The sequence below is a fragment of the Sesame phyllody phytoplasma genome (assembly GCF_018390775.2).
Taxonomy (GTDB): domain Bacteria; phylum Bacillota_I; class Bacilli_A; order Acholeplasmatales; family Acholeplasmataceae; genus Phytoplasma; species Phytoplasma australasiaticum.
Genome location: NZ_JAHBAJ020000003.1, coordinates 13,331 through 37,046, shown reverse-complemented (window position 1 = coordinate 37,046; position 23,716 = coordinate 13,331). Strand labels below are relative to the sequence as shown.

The 23,716-nt window shown below is 25.9% G+C and carries 22 protein-coding genes and 1 tRNA gene; all 23 read right to left on the bottom strand.

Annotated elements, in window-relative coordinates; all coding sequences use genetic code 11:
• Positions 1-2: 2 nt before the first annotated feature.
• A tRNA-Tyr gene (locus KHD59_RS00625) sits at positions 3-83 on the bottom strand.
• A 244-nt stretch (positions 84-327) separates the two neighbouring features.
• The gene (locus KHD59_RS00620; protein ID WP_213680302.1) at positions 328-1,920 is read right to left on the bottom strand and encodes a YidC/Oxa1 family membrane protein insertase; all 1,593 of its coding nucleotides are present in this window, start codon (positions 1,918-1,920) and stop codon (positions 328-330) included.
• Between the two features lie 26 nt (positions 1,921-1,946).
• On the bottom strand, positions 1,947-2,294 hold the full coding sequence (gene rnpA, locus KHD59_RS00615; protein ID WP_213680303.1) for a ribonuclease P protein component: 348 nt from the start codon (positions 2,292-2,294) through the stop codon (positions 1,947-1,949).
• Between the two features lie 71 nt (positions 2,295-2,365).
• Positions 2,366-2,500: a 50S ribosomal protein L34 gene (rpmH, locus tag KHD59_RS00610; protein ID WP_004994933.1), complete on the bottom strand. Its 135-nt coding sequence runs from the start codon at positions 2,498-2,500 to the stop codon at positions 2,366-2,368.
• A 112-nt stretch (positions 2,501-2,612) separates the two neighbouring features.
• Positions 2,613-3,674: a M42 family metallopeptidase gene (locus KHD59_RS00605; protein WP_193622125.1), complete on the bottom strand. Its 1,062-nt coding sequence runs from the start codon at positions 3,672-3,674 to the stop codon at positions 2,613-2,615.
• A 48-nt stretch (positions 3,675-3,722) separates the two neighbouring features.
• Positions 3,723-4,301 carry a hypothetical protein gene (locus tag KHD59_RS00600; protein ID WP_004994935.1) on the bottom strand — a complete coding sequence of 193 codons (579 nt, stop codon included), beginning with the start codon at positions 4,299-4,301 and terminating at the stop codon, positions 3,723-3,725.
• Positions 4,302-4,346: 45 nt separating this feature from the next.
• Positions 4,347-5,057, bottom strand: coding sequence for a 50S ribosomal protein L20 (gene rplT / locus KHD59_RS00595; RefSeq protein WP_213680304.1), 711 nt, complete (start codon positions 5,055-5,057; stop codon positions 4,347-4,349).
• Between the two features lie 35 nt (positions 5,058-5,092).
• Positions 5,093-5,281: a 50S ribosomal protein L35 gene (rpmI, locus tag KHD59_RS00590; protein ID WP_036690854.1), complete on the bottom strand. Its 189-nt coding sequence runs from the start codon at positions 5,279-5,281 to the stop codon at positions 5,093-5,095.
• A gap of 79 nt (positions 5,282-5,360) precedes the next feature.
• Positions 5,361-5,873: a translation initiation factor IF-3 gene (infC, locus tag KHD59_RS00585; RefSeq protein WP_255872641.1), complete on the bottom strand. Its 513-nt coding sequence runs from the start codon at positions 5,871-5,873 to the stop codon at positions 5,361-5,363.
• A 553-nt stretch (positions 5,874-6,426) separates the two neighbouring features.
• Positions 6,427-7,629: an elongation factor Tu gene (tuf, locus tag KHD59_RS00580; protein ID WP_004994943.1), complete on the bottom strand. Its 1,203-nt coding sequence runs from the start codon at positions 7,627-7,629 to the stop codon at positions 6,427-6,429.
• A gap of 92 nt (positions 7,630-7,721) precedes the next feature.
• Positions 7,722-9,788, bottom strand: a complete 2,067-nt coding sequence (gene fusA, locus KHD59_RS00575; RefSeq protein ID WP_213680305.1) for an elongation factor G — start codon at positions 9,786-9,788, stop codon at positions 7,722-7,724.
• A 39-nt stretch (positions 9,789-9,827) separates the two neighbouring features.
• On the bottom strand, positions 9,828-10,298 hold the full coding sequence (rpsG, locus tag KHD59_RS00570) for a 30S ribosomal protein S7 (RefSeq protein WP_054598454.1): 471 nt from the start codon (positions 10,296-10,298) through the stop codon (positions 9,828-9,830).
• 40 nt (positions 10,299-10,338) lie between these two features.
• On the bottom strand, positions 10,339-10,743 hold the full coding sequence (gene rpsL, locus KHD59_RS00565) for a 30S ribosomal protein S12 (RefSeq protein ID WP_004994950.1): 405 nt from the start codon (positions 10,741-10,743) through the stop codon (positions 10,339-10,341).
• 197 nt (positions 10,744-10,940) lie between these two features.
• Positions 10,941-15,080 (bottom strand): DNA-directed RNA polymerase subunit beta', encoded by a 4,140-nt coding sequence (gene rpoC, locus KHD59_RS00560; RefSeq protein WP_213680306.1) that lies wholly within the window; start codon positions 15,078-15,080, stop codon positions 10,941-10,943.
• A gap of 8 nt (positions 15,081-15,088) precedes the next feature.
• The gene (locus tag KHD59_RS00555) at positions 15,089-18,823 is read right to left on the bottom strand and encodes a DNA-directed RNA polymerase subunit beta (RefSeq protein ID WP_213680307.1); all 3,735 of its coding nucleotides are present in this window, start codon (positions 18,821-18,823) and stop codon (positions 15,089-15,091) included.
• Between the two features lie 229 nt (positions 18,824-19,052).
• The gene (locus KHD59_RS00550; RefSeq protein ID WP_004994956.1) at positions 19,053-19,439 is read right to left on the bottom strand and encodes a ribosomal protein bL12; all 387 of its coding nucleotides are present in this window, start codon (positions 19,437-19,439) and stop codon (positions 19,053-19,055) included.
• 98 nt (positions 19,440-19,537) lie between these two features.
• Positions 19,538-20,047, bottom strand: coding sequence for a 50S ribosomal protein L10 (gene rplJ, locus KHD59_RS00545; protein ID WP_004994959.1), 510 nt, complete (start codon positions 20,045-20,047; stop codon positions 19,538-19,540).
• Positions 20,048-20,164: 117 nt separating this feature from the next.
• The gene (rplA, locus tag KHD59_RS00540) at positions 20,165-20,854 is read right to left on the bottom strand and encodes a 50S ribosomal protein L1 (protein ID WP_004994962.1); all 690 of its coding nucleotides are present in this window, start codon (positions 20,852-20,854) and stop codon (positions 20,165-20,167) included.
• 66 nt (positions 20,855-20,920) lie between these two features.
• A complete protein-coding gene (gene rplK, locus KHD59_RS00535) occupies positions 20,921-21,346 on the bottom strand; it encodes a 50S ribosomal protein L11 (RefSeq protein ID WP_004994966.1) in 426 nt (141 codons plus the stop codon).
• Between the two features lie 219 nt (positions 21,347-21,565).
• Positions 21,566-22,177 (bottom strand): transcription termination/antitermination protein NusG, encoded by a 612-nt coding sequence (gene nusG, locus KHD59_RS00530; protein ID WP_193622129.1) that lies wholly within the window; start codon positions 22,175-22,177, stop codon positions 21,566-21,568.
• A 72-nt stretch (positions 22,178-22,249) separates the two neighbouring features.
• Positions 22,250-22,639: a hypothetical protein gene (locus KHD59_RS00525; RefSeq protein WP_004994970.1), complete on the bottom strand. Its 390-nt coding sequence runs from the start codon at positions 22,637-22,639 to the stop codon at positions 22,250-22,252.
• Positions 22,640-22,670: 31 nt separating this feature from the next.
• Positions 22,671-22,823, bottom strand: coding sequence for a 50S ribosomal protein L33 (rpmG, locus tag KHD59_RS00520; protein ID WP_304513408.1), 153 nt, complete (start codon positions 22,821-22,823; stop codon positions 22,671-22,673).
• A 140-nt stretch (positions 22,824-22,963) separates the two neighbouring features.
• Positions 22,964-23,686 (bottom strand): 23S rRNA (guanosine(2251)-2'-O)-methyltransferase RlmB, encoded by a 723-nt coding sequence (rlmB, locus tag KHD59_RS00515; RefSeq protein ID WP_213680308.1) that lies wholly within the window; start codon positions 23,684-23,686, stop codon positions 22,964-22,966.
• Between the last annotated feature and the right edge of the window lie 30 nt (positions 23,687-23,716).

The following is a 23,716-nucleotide window of genomic DNA, read 5'->3' as shown; positions in this document are numbered from 1 at the left end:
GGTGGAGGGAGACGGATTCGAACCGCCGTACCTTTCGGAACAGTTTTACAGACTGCTGCGTTTAGCCACTTCGCTATCCCTCCATTTAAAAAATTACTAATTCGAAAAAAATTTATAATTTTTGTCGAAAAAACTTACTAATTGATTTTAACATAATTTATGGATAAAAATATAAATATTTTTATTTTTTTTATAAAAAAATTAAAAATCAATAATAAAATTAATTTTTAATATTTAAAAAATATTTTTTATTCCTGATTTTTTATCATATGAAAAACTTATCTCGAAGAAATAATCAGGAATTATTAAAATATTATCAATATATTTTTAATATTTTTTTAATTTTTGCATTTTTTTTAATATAATTTTTTTATTAATTAATGTTTGTAAAATAGTATAAGAATTACCTATAATCCAATATAAAGATAACATAGGATCGCGAAAAGATAAAAACATCATAAATAAAACCATTGCATAATTAAAAAATTTCATTATATTTTCTGGTTTAATCGGTTGAGATTCATCAGAAGTTAATAAAACATTTTTATTTTTTATATTTTCAGAATTTTTCAACATTAATTGATTTAAAATAAACATACTCAAACCTGTTATTAAAGTTAAAAATATAGAAAAAAATAAATTATCATTATTATTTTCAAGTTGCAAATTCATTACACCTAAAAAAGGTTTTTGAGTATAAATTTTAAAAATACCACCTGGAATACGGAAACGACGTAAAACACGAAACATAGCTAAAAATAAAAACATTTGAAAAAAAGACATTAAAAAACTAGAAAACATATTAACATTATACTTTTTATAAACTCGCATAATTTCAAAATACATACGTTGCATTTCTTTAGGATCTTTAGAGGAAGCATATTTTGATTGAATTTTAGTAATTTCTGGTTGCGCTAAATTCATATTAAACGCAAAAGTGTTAGTTTTAGTATAAATAGGCCATGACAAAGTTCGAATTAAAATAGTAGTTAATACAATTCCAATCCCTAAATTTCCTAATACAAATCCATCTATTCCATGGGAACCCATAGAAGAAAAAAAATTTAATAAAGAAGCTATAAAAATAATTAAAAAATTCCAAATATAACCTAAACCTAAAAATTTACTCCACTCTAATTTAGAAGGCCATTGAATAGGCAAATCTTCTTGATCATTCACAAAAATTTTTAAACCCAAATTTTGATTATCAGAATTATTATTTCTCAAAATAAAATAATTTAATTTTTTAGGTTGAGAATCTAAATTTGAATATTTCTGTCTAATAATATCATTGTAATCTCGATTAGATATTTCTATATTATCATCAAAATTTTTATAAATTTTAAAATTTAATAAATCATTAGATGAAACTGAATTAATTGTATTTGTTTTAGCGCTAATATTCTTGATAAATAAACTTTGAAAACATTTTTCTTGTATAAAACGATTTAAAAAATAACTTCTATTAACCCCTATTACAACTGTAAAAAATTTTTTCAATATAATGATTTTAGTTTCTAATGTAATATTGGTGTCGTTAAAACTAAAATAGTATTCTAAACCGGAACATATTTTATTAATTTTATCTCGTAATTGTTTTTTTATATAATCATTACATTTTTGATTATCTAATGAATACCATTTAAAATAACTATTATCTTGAATTTCACAAACGACAATATCTAAATATTTTTGATATTCATATAAATCAAAATTTTCTATTTTTTGTAATTTATCAAACACTTGATTATCAGAAATATCCCTATTATTTTTCATAATAATTTTTAAATCGCTAATATTAGACTGAGTATTAACATTTTCATCATCAAGAAATAAAAATCTAAGAATCATAGTTATAAAAAAACAAAATAAAAACATCATTAAAATTCTTTTTAAAAAAATAAATTTATCATCATTCATATAATATATCCAATTAAATATCCTTATCAGGAACTTATAAGACGAGATTTTCTCAACAAAACCGATAATTTTTCAGATAAATCTACAAAGTTCAATTGTCTCGCTGTCGGTTTAATAATAATAATAAAAAAAGCATTAGGTTTTAAAACCGAATAATAATTATAAATTATTGCCCTTATACGGCGTTTAATTAAATTTCTCTCATGAGATTTTCCATATCTTTTATTAATACTTAAAGCAAATTTAAAATTCAAAGTTTTCGCGCAATTAACATAATATATTTTAAAAAAATAATTAGCTACACTATTTTTATCATGTTTGAAAATTAAATTAATTTCTTTATTTTTACTTAAAATAAATTTTTTTTTCATCATAATAAAGTTTTAAATTTGATTCATTGGAATATTATAAAAATTAACAATTTTAATTTGATTCAACATAATTATTAAACTGTTAATTGATGACGCCCTTTATATCTTCTATTAGATAATAAACGACGACCACTAGCATTAGACATTCTTTTTAAAAAACCATGTGTTCTTTTTCGCTTAATTTTACTAGGTTGATAAGTTCTTTTCATTTTTTAATATCTTTTCCTTTGAATATTTTAAATTTTAATAGTAACTAAAATAAAACACTAAAAAATATTAATATTAATTATTTAAAAATTTATAATCAAATTAATATCCAAATTAACTAAATAAAATTTTTTGAACTTGATTTTGATCTAATTTTTGTATTAATAGAGTTAATAAATCAATTGTGTGTTTAATATCTTGCTGATGCACAACTGAAGCATGAGAATGTATATAACGAGTAGGCACTGAAATTACTAAAGCTGCCGCTCCTATATGACGTGTATGCATAGCCGCAGCATCTGTAGTACCACCTTCTGGAGCAGCTTCTTGAAAAGGGATGTTATTTTCTCGAGCTACATTTATCACGAATTCTCGCAAAGCTGTATGAGCGACTAATCCATGATCGTAACAAGATATTTGTGGTCCTTTTCCTAAATAACTAATAGATGTGTTGGAATTACCTGGAACATCATTAGCAACGCAAACATCCACTGCTATAGCAATTTCAGGTTTTACTTTATTTGCGCTAGTAATAGCTCCTCGCAAACCAACTTCTTCTTGAACTGTAAAAGCTCCTATAAATTGATTAGGATTATTTTTTAATTTCTCTAATACCTCGGTGACAATCAAAACGCCCACACGATTATCTATTGCTTTAGCCAAAACAAAATCTTCACTTCCCAAAGTACGGAACTCTAAATAAGGAGTAATCATATTTCCGATGGTAATTCCTAATTTTTGAGCCGCTTCTTTAGTCGAAACACCTATATCTAAAAATAAATTTTTAAGATTTGGATTTTGATTACGTTCAGTAATACTCAAAGAATGAGGAGGTTTAGCACCAGTCACGCCCCAAACAATACCTTTTGTAGTATGAATCTGCCAAACTTGAGCCAACATAACCGTAGGTAACCAACCGCCTATAGTTTGAAATTTCACAAAACCATTTTCCGTGATTTCGGTTACCATTAAACCGATTTCATCCATATGGCCAGCTAACATAATTTTTGGACCATTTTGCCCTTTATAAGCTATTAAACTACCTAAATTATCATATTCTATTTTATCTACAAAAGAAAGAATACTATTTTTAACATAATTAGTAATCTGTTTTTCTTGTCCCGAAATACCATTTAACATAGTTAATTCTTTCATTTTAATTAATAAATTTGACATTTTTTTGATTAAATCTCCTTTGTATTACAATAAAATTTTATTTTTTTATCATTGAACAATGATTTTATTACGATTAGAAATTTGTTTAATTACGATAGATAGATAAAATAAAAACAAAATAGCAAAAAAAATCGACAAAATTCTTAAAATAATATGGGAAAAATCAATATTTTTTCCTAATAAAAAGCAGCTCAATCCAAAAGTTACTAAATAACCATTTAAACGCCAAATACCTATTTTATCGTTTTTCCAACCAAACAAATTCAAAGAAATAAAACAATGAATCATTAAAATATAGCTAATAATATTACTTAAAGCTAACATTTTTTTTATAAAAGGATTAGTAATTAAAAAAGATAAAAATAAACTACTCGAAATAATTAATAAAAAAAATGTTTCTATTAAAAAGAAAAACTTTTTTAATCCTGAATTTTTTTTAAAATTAAAAAACACAAAATAATAATTAAATAACAACAATAATATTCCTAATAAAATATCACTTATTCGAATTCCTTTTATAGAAAAATATTTAGGTTCAAAACATGCTACAGAACTGAACAAAAATAAAATAGTTATTAGAGCATTTAAAATAATTTTATTAAAAGTTATTTTTTTAATTTCATACATATTTCCAAACCTCTTTAAAACGATCTATAATTAATTTATATTTATTTATAATTTTTCTAGTAATAAATCAATTAATTCCGCTTTTTTTAACTTAGAAACCTTATTAATGTTATGTTTTTTAGCTAACTGACGCAAATTTAATAAATTCATTTTTTTTAAAGATGATAAATTTGGTGAAAATGAATTATCTTCTAAAATATCTGAATTATTTTTTTCTATATCATTTATATTATCAATCGCAGAATTATTTATAGAAACAGAATTTTGAGAAACACTATCTGAAAAATCTTTTTTAATAGATTGTTGAGTTAGAGAATCTGAATCTAAATCAGATTTAATAATATCGTTTGAATCTAATTTAGATTGAGAAATATCTTCTATTAATTTATTGTTATTTAACTCAAACAAACTTTTTTGAGCCAATTCGGTATAAAATTTAAAAATTTCAGGTTTATTAATAATTAAATTAGCTAAAATTTTACGATTTACATCAACACCAGCTAATTTTAAACCATATATAAAAGAAGAATAATTAATACCGTTTTCTGAACAACCAGCATTAATACGACGAATCCATAAAGAACGCCAATCTCTTTTATTTCTTTTACGACCAACATAAGCATATTGCCATGAACGCATTACTTGTTCATGAGCAGTTTTATAAATAGTACTTTTAGAACCTACATAACCTTTAGCTAATTTTAATATTTTTTTACGACGTTTACGTCGAGCTGGAACTAAATTTACTTTAACCATGACTTTTCTTCTTTCCTTAGATTTATATCAATTTGCTAAATTAAATTTTTAATGCGCTTTAAATCCGAAGAATCTACAACAGTAAATCCTCTCAATTGTCTATTTTGTTTAGTAGTTTTAGAACCGGCTAAATGATTTTTAAAAGCATGTTTGCGCAACCATTTACCAGTTTCAGTAATTTTGATACGTTTTTTTAAACCTTTATGTGTTTTTTTTTTCAAAATCAATTACCATTATTTCTTTCTAAATTTTTTTAAAATAAAAAACCAAATAAATAATAAACCCAAAAGCCTAATAATAAAATTAATTAGACTTTAAAGGAATTAATAAACAATTAATTTGATTACCTTCTATTTTAGGAGGAATATCAACTTTTGATACTAAACTCAATGAAGATATAATTTTCTTAAAAATATCGATACCAATATTAGGGTTTATAGCCATTCTGCCAGGCAAAGACATATTAATTTTTACTTTTTGTCCGCTTTTTAAAAAATCCTTAGCTTTTTTCATTTTAGTATCTAAATCATTATCTTGAATACGAGGGCTTACACAAATAGTTTTAATATTCATTTGATTATGCTGTTTTTTTCGATTTTGTTTAATTTTTTTTTGTTGTTCATAATAAAATTTAGAATAATCAACTAAACGTACCACTTTAGGATCAGAATGAGCATTAATTAAAACAAAATCTTCATTATTAGGTTTAGCTAAATCAAAGATTTGTTCCTTTTGAAAAAGCCCTAATTGTTTTCCTTGGCTATCAATAACTAAATATTCTCCTGCAGGAACTTTTTCATTGTATAAAAAACTAATCTTTAAATTTTCTTTTTTATTTTTTTTATGTTTAATAATATTCTTAACTCCTTTTTAAAACTATATTTATAATTTTAGTAAAAACCGAAATTATTTAAAATAGCCTTCATTATTATATATTAATAAAATCAGAATAGATTAAATCACTTTAATTATATTGAGCTTTTTTAATATTAGAAATTAACTTTCTATGAAGATAAATAAACAAAAAAGTTTCTAAACCCCAGAATATTAATATTTTTTAAAAAGATAACTAATTTTTTTCGTATTAAAAAACAGTTATTTTGATTTTATTACAGTTAATTAACTTAAAATTACAAACAAAATTTCATAAATAAATAAAATTATTATTAATCCTCAATTAAATAATATTAAATTTTATCATTTATTGTATTGCAATTAATTAATTTTACCTTAAAATTTTTAACATATCAACATCAATATATTGTTTAAATATCTATAAACATATTTTGATTTAATCATAAATATTCAATACGATTAAAATATAAAAAAAGACTATAAACTAGTCTTCTTTATAATTGATTAACTTTAATTAATTCGGTAAAATTTCAATAATTTTTCCTGAACCAATAGTTTTGCCACCTTCACGGAAAGCAAATGAAGTGCCAACTTCTAATGCTACAGGTTTAATCAAATCTACTTTAATAGTAACATTATCACCTGGCATCGCAACAGCAACATCTTCTGGTAAAGTAATAACACCTGTTACATTAGCAGTTCTAAAGAAAAATTGAGGTCTATAATTAGTTCGGAAAGATTTTTTACGACCACCTTCTTCTTCAGTCAAAATATAAACTTCTGCTTTAAATTGAGAATATACTTTTAAAGAATTAGGTTTAACTATTACCTGACCTTTTTTAATATCGCTATGTTTAATACCGCGTAATAAAATAGCAGCATTATCCCCAGCTTGAATTTGAGTTTTAGATTTTTTAAAAATTTCTAAACCTATTGCAACAGTAGAAGTATCTTTATCCAAACCAAGAATTTCAATCTCTTCACCTAAAGTTAATGTTCCTCTCTCTACTCGACCAGAAGCGGTAGTACCACGACCCGTAATAGAATATATATCTTCTATAGGCATTAAAAAAGGTTTATCAATATCACGCAAAGGAAGAGGTAATTTATCTAACTCCGCTACTAAATCTGCAATTTTTGATAAATAATTTTCATCGCCATCTAAAGCTTTTAAAGCAGAACCTTGAATAATAGGAATTTCTGAACCATTATAACCATTTTTAGTTAAAATTTCACGTATTTCATGCTCTACTAAAGGTATTAAATCAGGAATAGCTTTATCACATTTATTTAAAAAAACTATTAAATTAGGAACACCTACGTGCTTAGCTAATAAAATATGTTCACGAGTTTGAGGTTGAGCACCATCAGCAGCTGAAACCACTAAAATAGCAGCATCCATTTGAGCTGCTCCAGTAATCATATTTTTAATATAATCTTTATGACCAGGACAATCAATATGAGCATAATTACGAGTATCACTTTCATACTCTAAATGATGAGCATTAATAGTAATACCACGTTCTTGTTCTTCAACGGTTTTATCTAAAGTTTTAATATCTTTGCGAAATTTAGCTAAATTTTTAGCAGCTAAATAATTATTAATAGCTAAACTTAAAGTACTTTTACCATGATCTACATGACCAAGTGTTCCTACATTTAAATGAGGTTTAATTGCTTGTGATTCTTCTTTATTGTTTATTTTTGCTTTTGACATTTTATTTTTTCTCCATTTAAATATTTTTTACCAAAATCATTCTTAATTATTATAATTTCCGAAATATCTAACAAAATTGTATTTAACTAATTTTATTTATTACGTGATTCAATAATTTTATTAGCAATATGTTCAGGAGCCTTTTCATATTTAAAAAATTCCATAGAAAAATTTGCTCTTCCCTGAGTATTAGAACGTAAACTACTAGAATACTTAAACATTTCTGCTAAAGGAACAAAAGCTTGAATTTTCATAACCATGCCTTCATTTTCTTGTTTTTCTAAACGGCCTCGACGAGAAACTAAATCTCCTATAACATTACCAATATATTCGTGAGGAGTAATTAACTCTAATTTCATAATAGGCTCTAAAATAACAACTAATTTACTATTACGTAATTTACGTAAGGCTGCAGCTGCAGCAGATTTAAAAGCAAATTCAGAAGAGTCAACTTCATGGAAAGCGCCGCTAAATAAAGTAGCTTTAATATCGGTCAAAGGATAACCGGCAATTATACCACTAGATAAAGATTCTTGCAAACCTTTCGATACAGCGGGAATATAATTTTGAGGAATAGCGCCATATTTAACATTATTTACAAACTCAAAACCTTTACCAGGATTAGGTTCGAATAAAATTTGTACATAACCATATTGACCTCGGCCTCCCGTTTGATGTTTGCATTCTCCGTCAACCTCTATAGAATTAACTAAAGTTTCTCGATAAGCAACTTGAGGTTCTGAAACTTTAACTTGAATTTGAAATTCTCTTTTTAAACGTTCCATTAAAACATCTAAATGCAAATCACCCATTCCAGCAGCAATCATTTGTTTTGATTCCGGATCTACAGTAAATTTAAAAGTAGGATCTTCTTGAGTAAAACCAAACAAGGCAGAACTAATTTTTTCCTGTTCTTTAGCGAAAACAGGCTCTACTGCAACTTGTAATACTGGTTCAGGAAAACTCATTTTTTCTAAAACAATAAAATCATTTCCATATGTTAATGTATCGCCTGTAATGGTATTTTTTAAACCAATTACAGCTACAATATCACCAGCATAAGCTTCTTTAATATCTTGTCTAGAATTAGCATGCATCAGTAATAAACGTGAAGCACGTTCTGTAATATTTTTATTATTATTTTTTACATAAGAACCAGCTTTTAAACAACCCGAATAAATACGTACAAAAGTTAAACGACCAAAAGAATCTGTCATAACTTTAAAAGCTAACGCAATAAAAGATTCTTTGATATCGATTTTACGTATAATAGGTTGTTCATTTTTATCATAACCATTAATAGTTGGCAAATCTAAAGGTGAAGGTAAAAAATCCACTAAAGCATTTAACAAAGGAACAATACCTTTATTCTTCAAAGCTGAACCACATAAAACCGGAAAGAAATTAACTTCCAAAGTTGCTTTACGAATCGCTTTTTTTATTAAAGTGGTAGAAATAGGTTTATTTTCTAAAAGATAATTTAACAATTCATCATCTAAAGAAGCTAATTTGTCTATTAATATTTGCCTTTTAGAATTAACAATTTCCTTTAATTCTTCAGGAATAGGAATTAATCTATTTTCTTGATCAGGACTAGAAGAATATTCCCAAGCTTGCATTTCTATTAAATCGACGAAGCCACGAAAATTATTCTCTACACCAATAGGCCATTGGATAGCGTATGCTAAAACATTTAATCTTTTTTCTAAACTAGTAATAGCGTTTTCAAAATTAGCGCCTAATTTATCAATTTTATTGACAAAAACAATTCGAGGCACTTTATAATAAGTTGCTTGACGCCAAACAGTTTCTGTTTGTGGTTCTACTCCAGCTTGGGCATCTATAACTACAACACCACCATCCAAAACACGTAAAGAACGATTTACTTCTGAAGAAAAATCAATGTGACCAGGAGTATCAATAATATTAATTTTACAATTATTCCAAAAAACGGTAGTAGCTGCTGATGTAATTGTGATGCCTCGTTCTTTTTCTTGATCCATCCAATCCATCTGTGCTAAACCTTCATGGGTTTCTTTAGCTACACGAATTTTACCAGTATAAAATAAAATCCTTTCGGTAGTAGTAGTTTTTCCTGCATCGATATGAGCCATAATACCGATATTACGTATTTTATCTAATTCTAATTCAATTCCCATGTTCCCCCCTTTAAGTTGAATAATATTAAATGCACTATTTTACCAACGATAATGAGCAAAACTCCTATTAGCTTCAGACATGCGATGAATTTCATCACGTTTTTTAACTGCTAATCCTGTTCCGGAAGCAGCAGCAATAATTTCTTGAACCAGTTTTTCTTTCATACCCTTTTCATTACGTTTGCGTGCTCCCATAATCAACCATTTCAAACCTAAAGAATAACGTCTTTCTACAGAAACTTCTAAAGGAACTTGATATTTTTGACTACCAATAGTACGTGTACGTAATTCTACCAAAGGCATAATATTATTAAAAGCTTCATTTAAAACATCAATAGGTGTTTTTTTAGTTAATATTTTAATTTGAGATAAACAACTATATACTATAGAGCAAGCAATATCTTTTTTGCCATCTTTCATAAGCTTATTAATAATTCTAGTCACTAAAACAGAATTATGAATAGGATCTAAAGGCAATGTTCTTTTTTTAAAACTTTTTTTACGAGACATAAGTTTATACACCTTAATTTATTTGAATTTTAATAAATTATTATTTTTTCGCACCATATCGAGAACGACTTTGTTTTCGATTAGCTACTCCAGCAGTATCAAGAACCCCTCGAATAATTTGATAACGAACTCCAGGTAAATCTTTAACACGACCGCCTCTTATCAATACAAGACTATGTTCTTGTAAATTATGACCTATACCAGGAATATAAGCTGTTACTTCGTGACGATTTGATAAACGAACTCTAGCTACCTTTCTTAAAGCGGAATTAGGCTTTTTAGGAGTGGTAGTATATACTTTCAAACAAACTCCAGATTTTTGAGGAGAATTAATATTTTTAAATTTCTTTTTTAAAACATTAAAACGAACAGATAAAGCTGGTGATTTGGTTTTAGTATTCTTTTTTACTCTTCGTTTTCTTATTAACTGAGAAATAGTAGGCATATTTAAATAATAAAACCTTTCATTATTATTTTTTAATTAGAAATATAAGACGACCTAAATTTTATATTTTTTTTCAACAAAAGTCAATATAAAATGAATTTCATCAAAAAAGATTTTTATAATAAAAGCTTAATAATCATAATTATCTAACAAATAAAAATATAATAAATATATTTATTAATATATTATAAGACAATTTATGATTTATCTTCTTCTATTAATGGATATTCAAATAAAGAATGATTTAAAATTCCAGTTCCGGCAGGTATCAATCCTCCTAAAATAACATTCTCTTTTAATCCCAATAAAAAATCTTTTTGGCCTTTAATAGTAGCATCAATTAAAATTTTAGTAGTTTCTTGAAAAGAAGCCGCAGATAGTAAAGAATCACTTTTTAAGGAAGATCTTGTAATACCTAAAACTATAGGACGCCCAGCTGCTAATTTTTTATTTTGCTGAATCAATTGCATATTTATCCTTTTGAATTCTTTAATAGAAACTTCAGATCCTGGTAATAAATTACTATCTCCTTCAGAAATAATTAAAATTTGTTTAAACATTTGACGAATAATAATTTCAATATGTTTATCACTGATATAAACACTTTGAGATTGATATACTTGTTGAACTTCTTCTAAAATATATTTTTGAGTAGCTACTACAGAACTAATACGCAATAATTCCCTTAAATCTATCGAACCCGAAGTTAAACGTTGTCCAGCTTTAATAGACATACCATCTTGAACTAAAATATCTACATTAGAATCTACGGTATAAGTATATTCTTGTTGAGGATTAATTGCTGATGCTATAACAATATCGGATGAATAAATATTACTAGATTTAATTTCTTTAACTACGCCATCATATTCACTAATAAGAGCTTTACCTTTAGGTTTACGAGCTTCAAATAATTCCTGAATACGTGGCAATCCTTGAGTAATATCAGAAACCGATAAAACTCCTCCTGTATGGAATGTTCTCATAGTTAATTGAGTACCAGGTTCACCGATAGACTGAGCAGCAATAATACCTACAGCTTCTCCGATCTCAACTTCTTTATTAGTAGCTAAATTTAACCCATAACATTTAGCACAAATACCATAATCAGAATTACAAGTTAAAACACTTCTAATTTTAACAGATAAAAAACCCATTTTAACAATATTTTCTGCTATTTCTCTAGTAATCAATTCGCCACAATTCACGATAATTTTTTGATCAGAAGAATCTACAATACTTTGAGCAATATAACGACCAAATAAACGTTGTTGCAATGAAATAATCTCTTTTCCATCTTGTTCTAAAGAAGTTATATAAACACCTTTATCACTACCGCAATCTTGTGACATAATAATAACATCTTGAGCGACATCAACTAAACGACGAGTTAAATATCCGGATTCCGCTGTTTTTAAAGCTGTATCAGTAGATACCTTTCTAGCTCCATGTGTTGAAATAAAAAATTCATGCACATTCAAACCTTCTTTAAAAGAAGATTTAACAGGAATTTCTAATTGATTATTGGTAGGGCTGTGCATTAAACCTCTCATACCTGATAACTGTGAAAAATTAGAAACATTACCACGAGCACCACTATCACTTATCATAAATAAATGATTATCTTGATTAAATTCTTGCATTAAACCTTCTTGAATAACATTACGTACATTTTTCCATTCCTGAATAATCAAACTCTTCTTTTCGCCAGTTGTTAAAAAACCTTTATCATGCCACTTTTCAATTTCTGTAATTTTATCTTCTACTTGTGATATTAATTCAGCTTTTTTAGAATAAACATTAATATCTGCATGCGAAATGGTCACTCCAGACATAGTAGAATATTTAAAACCTAAATTTTTAATATCATCTAACATTTTAGATGTTTCCGAGATATTACTTCTTTTAAAAACACGATCAATTATAAGTGATAAAAAACGTTTTTTAAAAGGTTCTGGAGTAGGAATATTATTTAAATATTCTATCAAATTAACACCTTTAGGTATAAAATAAATATCTGGTGTTTTAGTTTCTAAATTAAATATAGTAGGTTCTTGTAAATAAGGGAAATCATTAGGTAAAATACTATTAAAAATAAGTTTACCTAATGTAGTAACTAAATATTTATTTTTTTGTTCATCATTAAAGTAAGAAGAGATTTTAGAAGTACGTACTAAAATACGCGTGTGTAAAGCTATTTGTTTATTATAAAAAGCCAATTCAGCCTCTTGTAAATCGTTAAAAACCTTGCCTTCATTACGATGTTTATATTGATGTTGTTCGTTTCTAATCTCAGAATTATAACCTTTTAAAATACGTTTACGCGTCTCTTCAATAGTTAAATAATAATTACCTAAAACCATATCTTGAGAAGGGGATAAAACCGGACTACCGTTTTTAGGATCCAAGATGTTATAAGAAGACAACATTAACAAACGAGCTTCAGCTTGAGCTTCTACAGACAAAGGAACATAAACAGCCATTTGATCTCCATCAAAGTCCGCATTAAAAGCTAAAGTAACCAAAGGATGTAATCTAATAGCTTTACCATCAATTAATTTCACTTGAAAACCTTGTAACCCTTGACGATGCAAAGTAGGCGCTCTATTTAATAAAACAGGATGTTCTTGTACCACTTCTTCCAATAATTTCCAAACATGCTCATTCATTTTTTCATATAAAATATTAGCACTTTTTTTATCAATACCTTTAGCTTCTTGTAATTTATTTAATACAAATGGTTTGAATAAAACTATAGCCATTTGTCGCGGGATACCGCATTGATGCAACTTTAAATCAGGTCCTACAATAATAACAGAACGCCCTGAATAATCTACCCTTTTTCCTAATAAATTTTGACGAAAACGTCCTTGTTTACCTCTTAACATTTCTGATAAAGACTTTAAAGGCTTATTGCGTTCAATATTAGAAGTGCTTTTTTTGCTAGATTTAGCATTATCAAATAAAGCGTCAACAGCTTCTTGCAACATTCTTTTTTCGTTTTTAATAATTAATCTAGGAGCATTTTGCTTCAATTGTCTTTTTAAACGATTATTACGATTTAAAATCCTACGATATAAATCGTTAATGTCAGCAGAAGCGAAACGCACACCTTGTTCCAAAGCTACTATAGGTCTTAAACTAGGAGGAATTACATTAATAGCTTCTAAAACAATCCATTCTGGTTTATTATCAGATTGATAAAAAGATTCCATCAATTCTAATCTTTTAACAATTAAATCTCGTTTTTGTTTTGAAGCCTGTTTTAACTCTAATCTCAATGTTTTGATAGTTTCTTCCATATTTAATTCTTGTAACATAGTTTTAACAGCTTCAGCACCGGTTAAAGCAACAAAGTTATGGTCACAACGTTCTAAATATTGACCATATTCTAATTCAGATATAATACTATATTTATTTAAATCACTATTACCAGGATTAATAACTATATACGACACATAATAAACAATTTCTGCTAATTCTTTAGCTTTCATACCTAATAAAATAGCTAAACGACTCGGTAAACTATTTAAAAACCATGTATGCACTACAGGAGCAGCTAAATCAATATGACCCATTCTTTCTCGTCGAACTAGTTGTTCTGTAATTTCTACTCCGCATTTAGAACAGGTTTGACCTTTTTTTAAAGTTTGTTTTTTAGAGCATATGCATTGTAAATCTTGAACAGGGCCAAAAATAATAGGACAAAACAATCCTCCCTTTTCTGGTTTAGCTGTACGATAATTAATAGTTTCATAATTAACTACTTCGCCATAAGATTTTTGACGAATTTCATGAGGAGAAGATAAACGAATTTTAAAATAATCATACTCTCGATTACTATTATTAGGGAAAATAGCTTTATCGATTACCCATGAAGATGCAGATTCATGTTCTTGATTTTCATTTCGCCAAATAATTTCATCTTTATCAACAACAGAATTATCTATTTTATTTTTAAGATTGTGAATATTATTTTTTTGCAAATTATATAAATCCAAAACATTTCTCAAAATATTTAAATGAGAGTGATTATGATTAAACAACTTAAACAATGCATCTTTATCAGTAGTTAATAAAGAATAACAATTTAAAATATTATTTTGATACAAAACATCTAAAATATCTTTATTTAAATTTAAATTATTTAGGGATTCAGGTAAACCATATTTTTTTAAAATAATCACAAATTCTTCAAAAGATTCCTCATTTAACGAAGTAATTAATTCATTCAAATGATAATTATTAATATCCCCTAAACTATTAATACCTATAGATTTTAAATTTTTTAAAGTTCTTTTAGTTAAAGCAAAATCTTCAATTTTCATATTTAACATAATTCGGTTTACTTTTTGTTCTCCTTATTATTTGAAACTAAAGAACGATTAATTTGATTATCCTTAGTATCAGCTTTAATTAATTCTACATGTAATCCTAATGCTTGTAATTCTTTAGTAAAAACTCTAAAACTTTCAGGAATAGAAGGTTTAGGAAAACGTAAACCATTTACTATGGCATGATATAATTGATTACGCCCTATAATATCATCACTTTTCAAAGTTAAAATTTCTTGTAAAGTATGAGCGGCTCCATAAGCTAATAAACTCCAAGTTTCCATTTCTCCAATTCTTTGACCACCTAAAAAATTACGTCCACTACCAGGTTGTTGTAAAATCAAAGTATAAGTTCCAACATTTCTAGCATGTATTTTATCTTCAACCATATGAGATAATTTTAGCATATACAAAATACCAACAGATATAGAATTATCATATGGTTCACCTGTTCTACCATCATATAAAGTCATTTTACCATCAAAAGGTAAATTAGCTTCTTGCATAATATTTTTTAAATCCTCATTATTAGCTCCATCTAAAACCGGAGTGGCAACCTTAATATTTAATTTATGTGCGGCCATTCCTAAATGCATTTCTAAAATTTGTCCGATATTCATCCTACTAGGCACCCCTAAAGGATTTAAAATAACATCTATAGGAGTTCCATCAGACATATAAGGCATATCTACTTTAGCAGCAATACAAGAAATTACACCTTTATTACCATGTCTTCCGGCTATTTTATCACCTTCTCGAATTTTTCTCTTTTTAGCTATATAAACTTTAATAATTTCATTTACACCAGGAGTAGAAATGAAATCACCTTTTTTAACAGAAAAATATTGTACACTTTGAACGATACCGCTTTCGCCGCAAGGAACTTTTAAAGAAGCATCTTTATAATCTCGAGACTTTTCTCCAATAATAGTTTGAATTAATTTTTCATAAGGATTATTTTCTAAAGAACTTTGAGGAATAATAACTATTTTACCAACCAAATAATCACCTTCATTAACTTCAGAACCTGGAATAATAATTCCTCGAGAATCTAAATTTTTAATAGCTTCAGCACTGACATTAGGTATTTCGCGAGTTATTTCTTCTCGTCCAGCGCCTTTTTTTAATTCTCTAACTTGAATTTCATATTTACTAATATGAACAGAAGTAAAAATATCTTCTTGAACCAAACGTTCTGATAAAATAACAGCATCTTCATAATTATAACCATCCCAAGTCATAAAAGCTACTGTAACATTTTTACCTAAAGCTAATTCGCCTTGATGAGTAGATGAGCCATCAGCGATAATATCACCTTTATTAACATACTCATTAAACTTAACAATAGGTTTTTGCAAAATCAAAGTATCTTGATTAGATTTATCAAAAGTAGATAAAATATAAACCTTTTGTTCTCCGTGATTATTTTGAATAATAATTTTTTTAGCATCTACATAAACTACAAAACCACTATCTTCAGCAATAACTACACAACCAGAATCTTTCACTATTCTATGTTCAATACCAGTAGCTACAATAGGAGCTTCAGAAATTAACAATGGTAAAGCTTGTCTTTGCATATTAGCGCCCATTAACGCCCTAGAAGCGTCATTATGTTCTAAAAAAGGGATCGATGCTGTAGCTACAGATACAATTTGCTTAGGGGAAACGTCTATATAATCAATTTGATCAACATTATATAAACTAATTTCTCCGTTTCTTCTAGCAATTACTTTTTGTTGTTTAAAACTAAAATCATCATTTAAACAAGATGAAGATGTAGCAATAATACGATTTTCTTCTTGAATAGAAGTCAAATATTCATATTTAGGAGATACTACTGATTTACCATTTTCACGAATCACTTTAAAAAAAGGAGTCTCAATAAAACCATATTTATCTACTTGAGCATAAGTAGCCAACGAACAAATAAGTCCGATAGATGGTCCTTCTGGAGTTTCAATAGGACATAATCTACCATAATAAGAGTCATTAACATCTCTTAATTCTACACCTGCTCGATCACGATCGATACCTCCGCTACCCAATGCAGAAATTCTACGCTTTTGAGTAATAATCGCCAAAGGATTGATTTGATCCATAAAATGAGACAAACGAGAACTACAAAAAAAAGTTTTAATAGCCATAGAAAGAGATGAAAAATTAAATAACCCCCCTGGCGTAATAGATTCAAATTTACTTATAGACATACGATCTTTAATGTTTTTTTTAGTTCTATTTAAACCTACACGTAATTGATTTTTTAAAAGTTCTCCAATTAATCTTAATCGTCTATTACCTAAATGATCAATATCATCAATAGTTCCTATGTTATGATAAAGATTTAAATAATAACTAATAGACGCTATTATATCAGATAAAACAATATTTTCTGCATCTTCAGATTGATCATTACCTACAATTTTAATAAAACTTTTATTATTTTTATTATCTAAAATGTAAACTTCTAAACTCTCATTAAAAACTTTTTGTCGATCTTTAACAACTTTATTAATATACTCTTTATTAGCGAAATATTTAATAATTTTATCATCAATATTATATTTATGAGTTTCTAGTAAAGTATTTAAAACGTTATCGTCTAAAAGTGTATCAGCCTTAACTAATACTTGTCCCGTTTGAAAATGCACAATATCTTCTTTAATATAAATTTGATTATCATGTATACTTTTTCTATAAGTAAATATATTTTCATCATGATTTTGATTTTGTAAATGAAAATCTGAATTAACTAATTCTACACGAAATTTATCTCTATGTAATGCTAATTGTTTAATAATTTCATAATTTAAAAATGTTCCTGCCGGAAATAAAATTTTATTATTTGTTAAATCTTTAATATCTTGGGCTAAAAAAGTATTTTCAGCTCTATTTAAAACATCCAATTTACGATTTAATTTATATCTCCCTACTAAAGATAAATCATATTTATCCTTATCAAATAAACGAGTACGAATAAATTCTCTTGCTGCATTAGTAGGAACTCTTTCTCCTTGGTGCAATTTAGAATATAATTCTACAATAGCATCATTACAATTAGAATCATTATCTTTTTTAAAACTTAAATCTAATAAAGAATTAATTCCAAAAGCTTTTTCAATTTCTTCTTGAGTATCAAATCCTAAAGCATGAATAAATTTAGTTAAAGGTATTTTTTTTGAACGATCCAATTTAGCATATAAAAAATCTTTATTATTTTGTTCAAACTCTATCCAAGCACCTCTAGTAGGAATAATTTGGGCAGTAAAACGATTTTTATTAATTTTATTATCTAATTTAGAAGTAAAATATGCTCCTGCTGAGCGAACTATTTGGGAAACTACAACTCTTTCTGTACCATTAATTATAAAGGTTCCTGCAATAGTCATTAAAGGTAAATCAGTCATTAATATACGAGCTTTTTTAGTTTGTTTCGTTATAACATTTTCCAAGGTAACATTTAAAAATAATTCTGCACTATAAGTAAAGCCTCTTTTTTTGGAATCTTCAGCATTAAATTTAGGTTCTTCTAAAAAAAAATCATTAAAATGTAACTTTAAATCACCATTATAACTCTCAATAGGAAAAATACTTTTCAATGATGCTTGAATACCGTAATCTAAAAACTCTTGAAATGATTTCGTTTGAATTTCGATTAAATTTGGTAAATCCAAATCATATTTCATTTTAGAATAATTTCGTCGTTCCACCTTAGTACCATATTTGACATTACAATATTTTTTCATTTTTTTATTTAGAACTCCCAACAAATATCAACATACATTTAATTCAAATTTAACAAAAATTAAATTCTTAATAAAAAAAACATTAAAAAATACTGATAACGATAAAGATAATAAAAAACCTAAGATACTTAATTTAGTTCTCAGGTTTCATAATATTTAAGTTATCAAAAAATTTTATTTATTGTTATGAAAAATTATATTTTTCAACCAATCTATCAAATATATTTTTTTATTCAATTTTGACTTGAGCTCCTAAATTTTCTATTTGTTTTTTAATTTCTTCAGCTTGTTCTTTATTTACATTTTCTTTAATTAATAAATTAGCATTTTCAGTTTTACATGATGTTAGTAAATCTCCAATACTAAATCCAAAATTTTTTGCTAAATATTGAATAACCGCAGGACGAGATTGACCCGCAGAAGTCATAACAACTTTAAACTCTGTTTGTTCATTTTTTTCTGTAGAAACTGCTTCATTAGTACTGTTTAAATTTGAAACATTTTCCATTTCAATACCAAAAGAATCTTGAATTTTATTTACTAATTCTTGTAATTCTTTAACTTTCATATCACCTAAAAACTCAATAATTTGCTCTATTTTGTTGTTGTCTGCCATTGTTAATCTCCTATTTATAATTAAAATTTTATCTATTTTAAACAGATATTTTCGATTTCTATACAATATTAAAAATATAATATGTAATAATTATTATTTTAAATTTTTTCTTGTTTCTGTTTTATTAATAATTGTAAAACAGTAATTATATTTTTAACAGGCGCTGAAACACTAAATAACAACATAGATAATAATGCTGATTTAGATGGTATTTGCGCTAACTTAATCATTTGCTCTTCAGAACAAATTTCATTTTCTATAATACCAAAATTAATTTTTAAAAACTCATTAACCTTGGAAAATTTATATAAAGCATTTAAAGAAACAAAAATATCTGAAGAAGTAGATAAAGTCCAAAATAAAGCTTTAGGATTTTTAAATTCTGTTAATTCGTCATATCTTGATTTAGTTAACGCTCTTTTAATAATGTTATTTGGTATTATTTGAAACTTACAAGGAACCAATTCTTGTAATTTACGACGTAAATGGGTTAAATCACTTACTTTCGAACCTTTAAATTCTAACAAAACAACTAAGTTGGAATTATCAATATTTTGAGATAGATAATCAACATAATTACTTTTCTCTTTAATAACAGATTTTAACATAAATTGTTGTTTCCTTTTTTTAAACAATATAAATTATCAATTTATAGTATAATTGAAAAAATTTTTTATTTTAAAAATAATAAAAATTAAAAATAATATAACCATTTTTTTATAATATTACTTAATGGATAAAGGATCAACTTTAATACCAGGCGACATAGTTGAAGAAATAGTAATATTTTTAATCAATTCACCTTTTATTGTTTTAGGTTTGATAGAAATCAAATGATTATATAAAAAAATCAAATTTCCTGTTAATTGTTCTTTATTAAACGATATTTTACCTATTATCGTATGAAGATTACCAAATTTATCTGTTTTATATTCCATTCTACCTTTTTGGATATCTCGGATAATTTGTTCAACATCATCTGTCATAGTCCCTAATTTCGGATTAGGCATTAATCCTTTAGGTCCTAAAATTTTTCCTAACTTCGTCAAAGAAGGCATAAAACTAGAAACAGATATTAAAACATCAAAATCTGTCCAACCATTAGATATTTTGTCAATCAATTCTTGTTCACCAACATAATCCGCACCTAATTCTTTAGCCTTCTGAGCCTGTTCACCTTGAGCAATTACAACAATACAAAACTTTTTACCCAAACCATAAGGTAAAACCACAGAACCACGTATATGTTGATCTACTTTTTTATGTTCCACATTTAAAACAAAAACGCATTCAGCAGTTTCATCGAATTTTGCAGTTTTAACATTATATAACAATTGAATAGCATCATGCATTTTATAAACTTGATTAAATTCTATTTTTTTACTAACTGATAAATATTTTTTACTTCTTGTCATAAATTTTAAGCCTTGTATACTATAATAATATGCCTTTCTTTTTTATTGATACTGCACAATAAATTATTATTTTTCCACAATAATCCCCATATTAATGGCAGTTCCTTCTATAATCTTAGAAGCTTGTTCTAATGAATAAGCATTTAAATCTGGCATTTTTAATTTAGCTATTTCTATAATTTGTTCATACTTAAGAGTAGCTACTTTATTTTTACTTGAATCCGAAGAACCTTTAGAAATATTAGCAGCTTTTTTTAACAAATCACTTGTTATTGGGGTTTTTACAATAAATTTAAAACTTTTATCATCAAAAACTGTAATTTCTACTGGCAGAGTAAAACCTAATTTATCTTTAGTAGCTTCATTAAATTGAGAACAAAATAAAGGAATATTAACTTGAGCTTGTCCTAACACAGGTCCTATAGGAGGAGCAGGATTCGCTTTACCAGCCAAAATTTGTAACTTAATATTTTTAATAACTTTTCTTGCCATTATAATTATTTAATACCAACCTTTTTGTTTCTAAAAATGTTTAAAATTTTATTATTTGTTTAAAAAACTATTTTATGAGAGAAAAATACGATTATTAAATATAAAAAAATAATTAATTCCGTAATTAATCCATAAAAATATCCAAAATATTCATAGTATTATAACATATTTCGCAATACTAATTAAATTTCTAAACAAATTTAAAATTATTATTATATTTTAATTAATTTCTTTAAAAGAAGAAAAAGAAATTTCTATAGGGGTTGCTCGACCAAACAAATCAATTTCAACCATAACTTTATCTCTTTCGTAATCTACTAAAGATACTCTGCCTACTTGACCAGTAAAAGAACCATTTATAATTTGAACTTGTTTATTAATTAAATGATCATAATTTGGTTTAGAAATTATTCCCATTTTCAATAATATAGGATTAATTTCACTTTCACTTAAAGGTATAGGTTTAGAACCTTTTTCTTTTTTAATAGAACCTAAAAATCCAGTTACTTTTGGAATATTACGAACTATAAACCAAGATTGATTTGTCATAATCATTTTAATAAAAATATAACCAATATAAATCTTTTTTTCTATTTCTTGTTTAGTTCCATCAGCTTTAATTTTAATATGTTTTTCGGTCGGACAAATAACCTCGTGAATTAAACTAGATATTCCGATACCACTATTAGCTATTTTTAATAAATCTTGTTGAACAACCTTTTCATAACCCGATTGAGTTTGTAAAATATACCATTTAGATTGAAAACTATTTTCATCCTCACCAAATGCATTGTTATCAAGTATTTTATTATTTTTTATTTTTGATTTCATTTTCAGCACCTAAAGACAATTCCATTAACAATTTTCAATAATTAAAATAAATTTAATTTCTAAAAATTAACTTTATTTTAAAATATTTTTAAAAAAAGATATCATATATATATCATAAAAATATTGAAATAAATTTAAAATAAAAATTAAAATAGCTGTAAATAAAAAAACTTGAATAATTTGTTTAAAAATTTGAAATTTTGTCGGAAAACTCACAAAACGAATATCAAAAAAAATTTTCCTTATAAAAGGAAAAATACTAATCACAAAGAAAACACTGGATAAAGATAATAAATAAATACTCAAAGTTTTTTGATCTGTAGAATTATGTATAAAATTACAACATATCCCTAGAAAAATCATAGATAAAAAAACACAAAAAACATTAATTAAACTATATTCTTCCCTTAATATTTGCATTAAAGGAATGGTTGGTTTTTCTTCAAACTTTTTATATGCCATAGCTATCTCCTTTATACTAAGATAATTTTATTCATCTCGTTTCTTCATGAATAATATGCTTTTTACAATAGCAACAATATTTATTTAAAACTAATTTTTGATTGCGATTATGAACCTTTACACGATAATTACGACTTAAACAAACCTTACATATTAAAATATTACTCTTAACCATTTTTCTTATATTCTTTTTTTAAATCTCGACAATCTTATAAAATTTAATAATTAATTAATATAAATTAAAATAAATAAAAAATATAATTATAAATTTTTAAATCAAGATAACTTTTCTCAATATTATAACATGATTAAATTGTAAATAAATTAATATTTTTTATTTTTCATATATAAATAAAAAATAATGACTGCTGCAGAAACACTAACATTTAATGAATTCACCATACCTTGTGTCGGAATACTAACTAAAAAATTACATTTTTTTTTTAACAAAGGACGCATCCCTATACCTTCATTGCCTAATATAATAGCTAATGATTGTTCTACGGGAATAATATCTATATTTTTATCTAATCCGATTTCAGTTCCGATAATTATAAAATTAAATTTTTGTAAAGTTAAAATAGTTTGATATAAATTACATACTAAAAAAATATTAACATATTCTAAAGCTCCACTAGAAGTTTTTGCTACTGTACTATTCAAAGGTACTTGGTGTTTTTTGCTAACAATAATACCATCAAAATCACTTGCTTCTACAGTGCGTATAATTGCCCCCAAATTATGAGGATCTTGAATAGCATCCAAAATTAAAAATTTAACTATTTTATTGGATTTTTCTATTAAATATGTCAATAAATCTTTTCTATAAAAATAATCTTGAACTTCTGCCACTACACCTTGATGATTATTATTTTGAACTTTATTATTTAATTGATGTTTATCTAAATAACAATAATTCGGATAAGATTGAAATATAAAATTCAAAAAAGCTTTATCCTTCATAAGAGGGTTAATATATAAAAAATAAATTTTTCGTTGAGCTTTGATAGCTTCTTTAATTATATTTTTACCATAAATAATTACCATACAATATAATTCTTTCAAAAAAAATCAAAA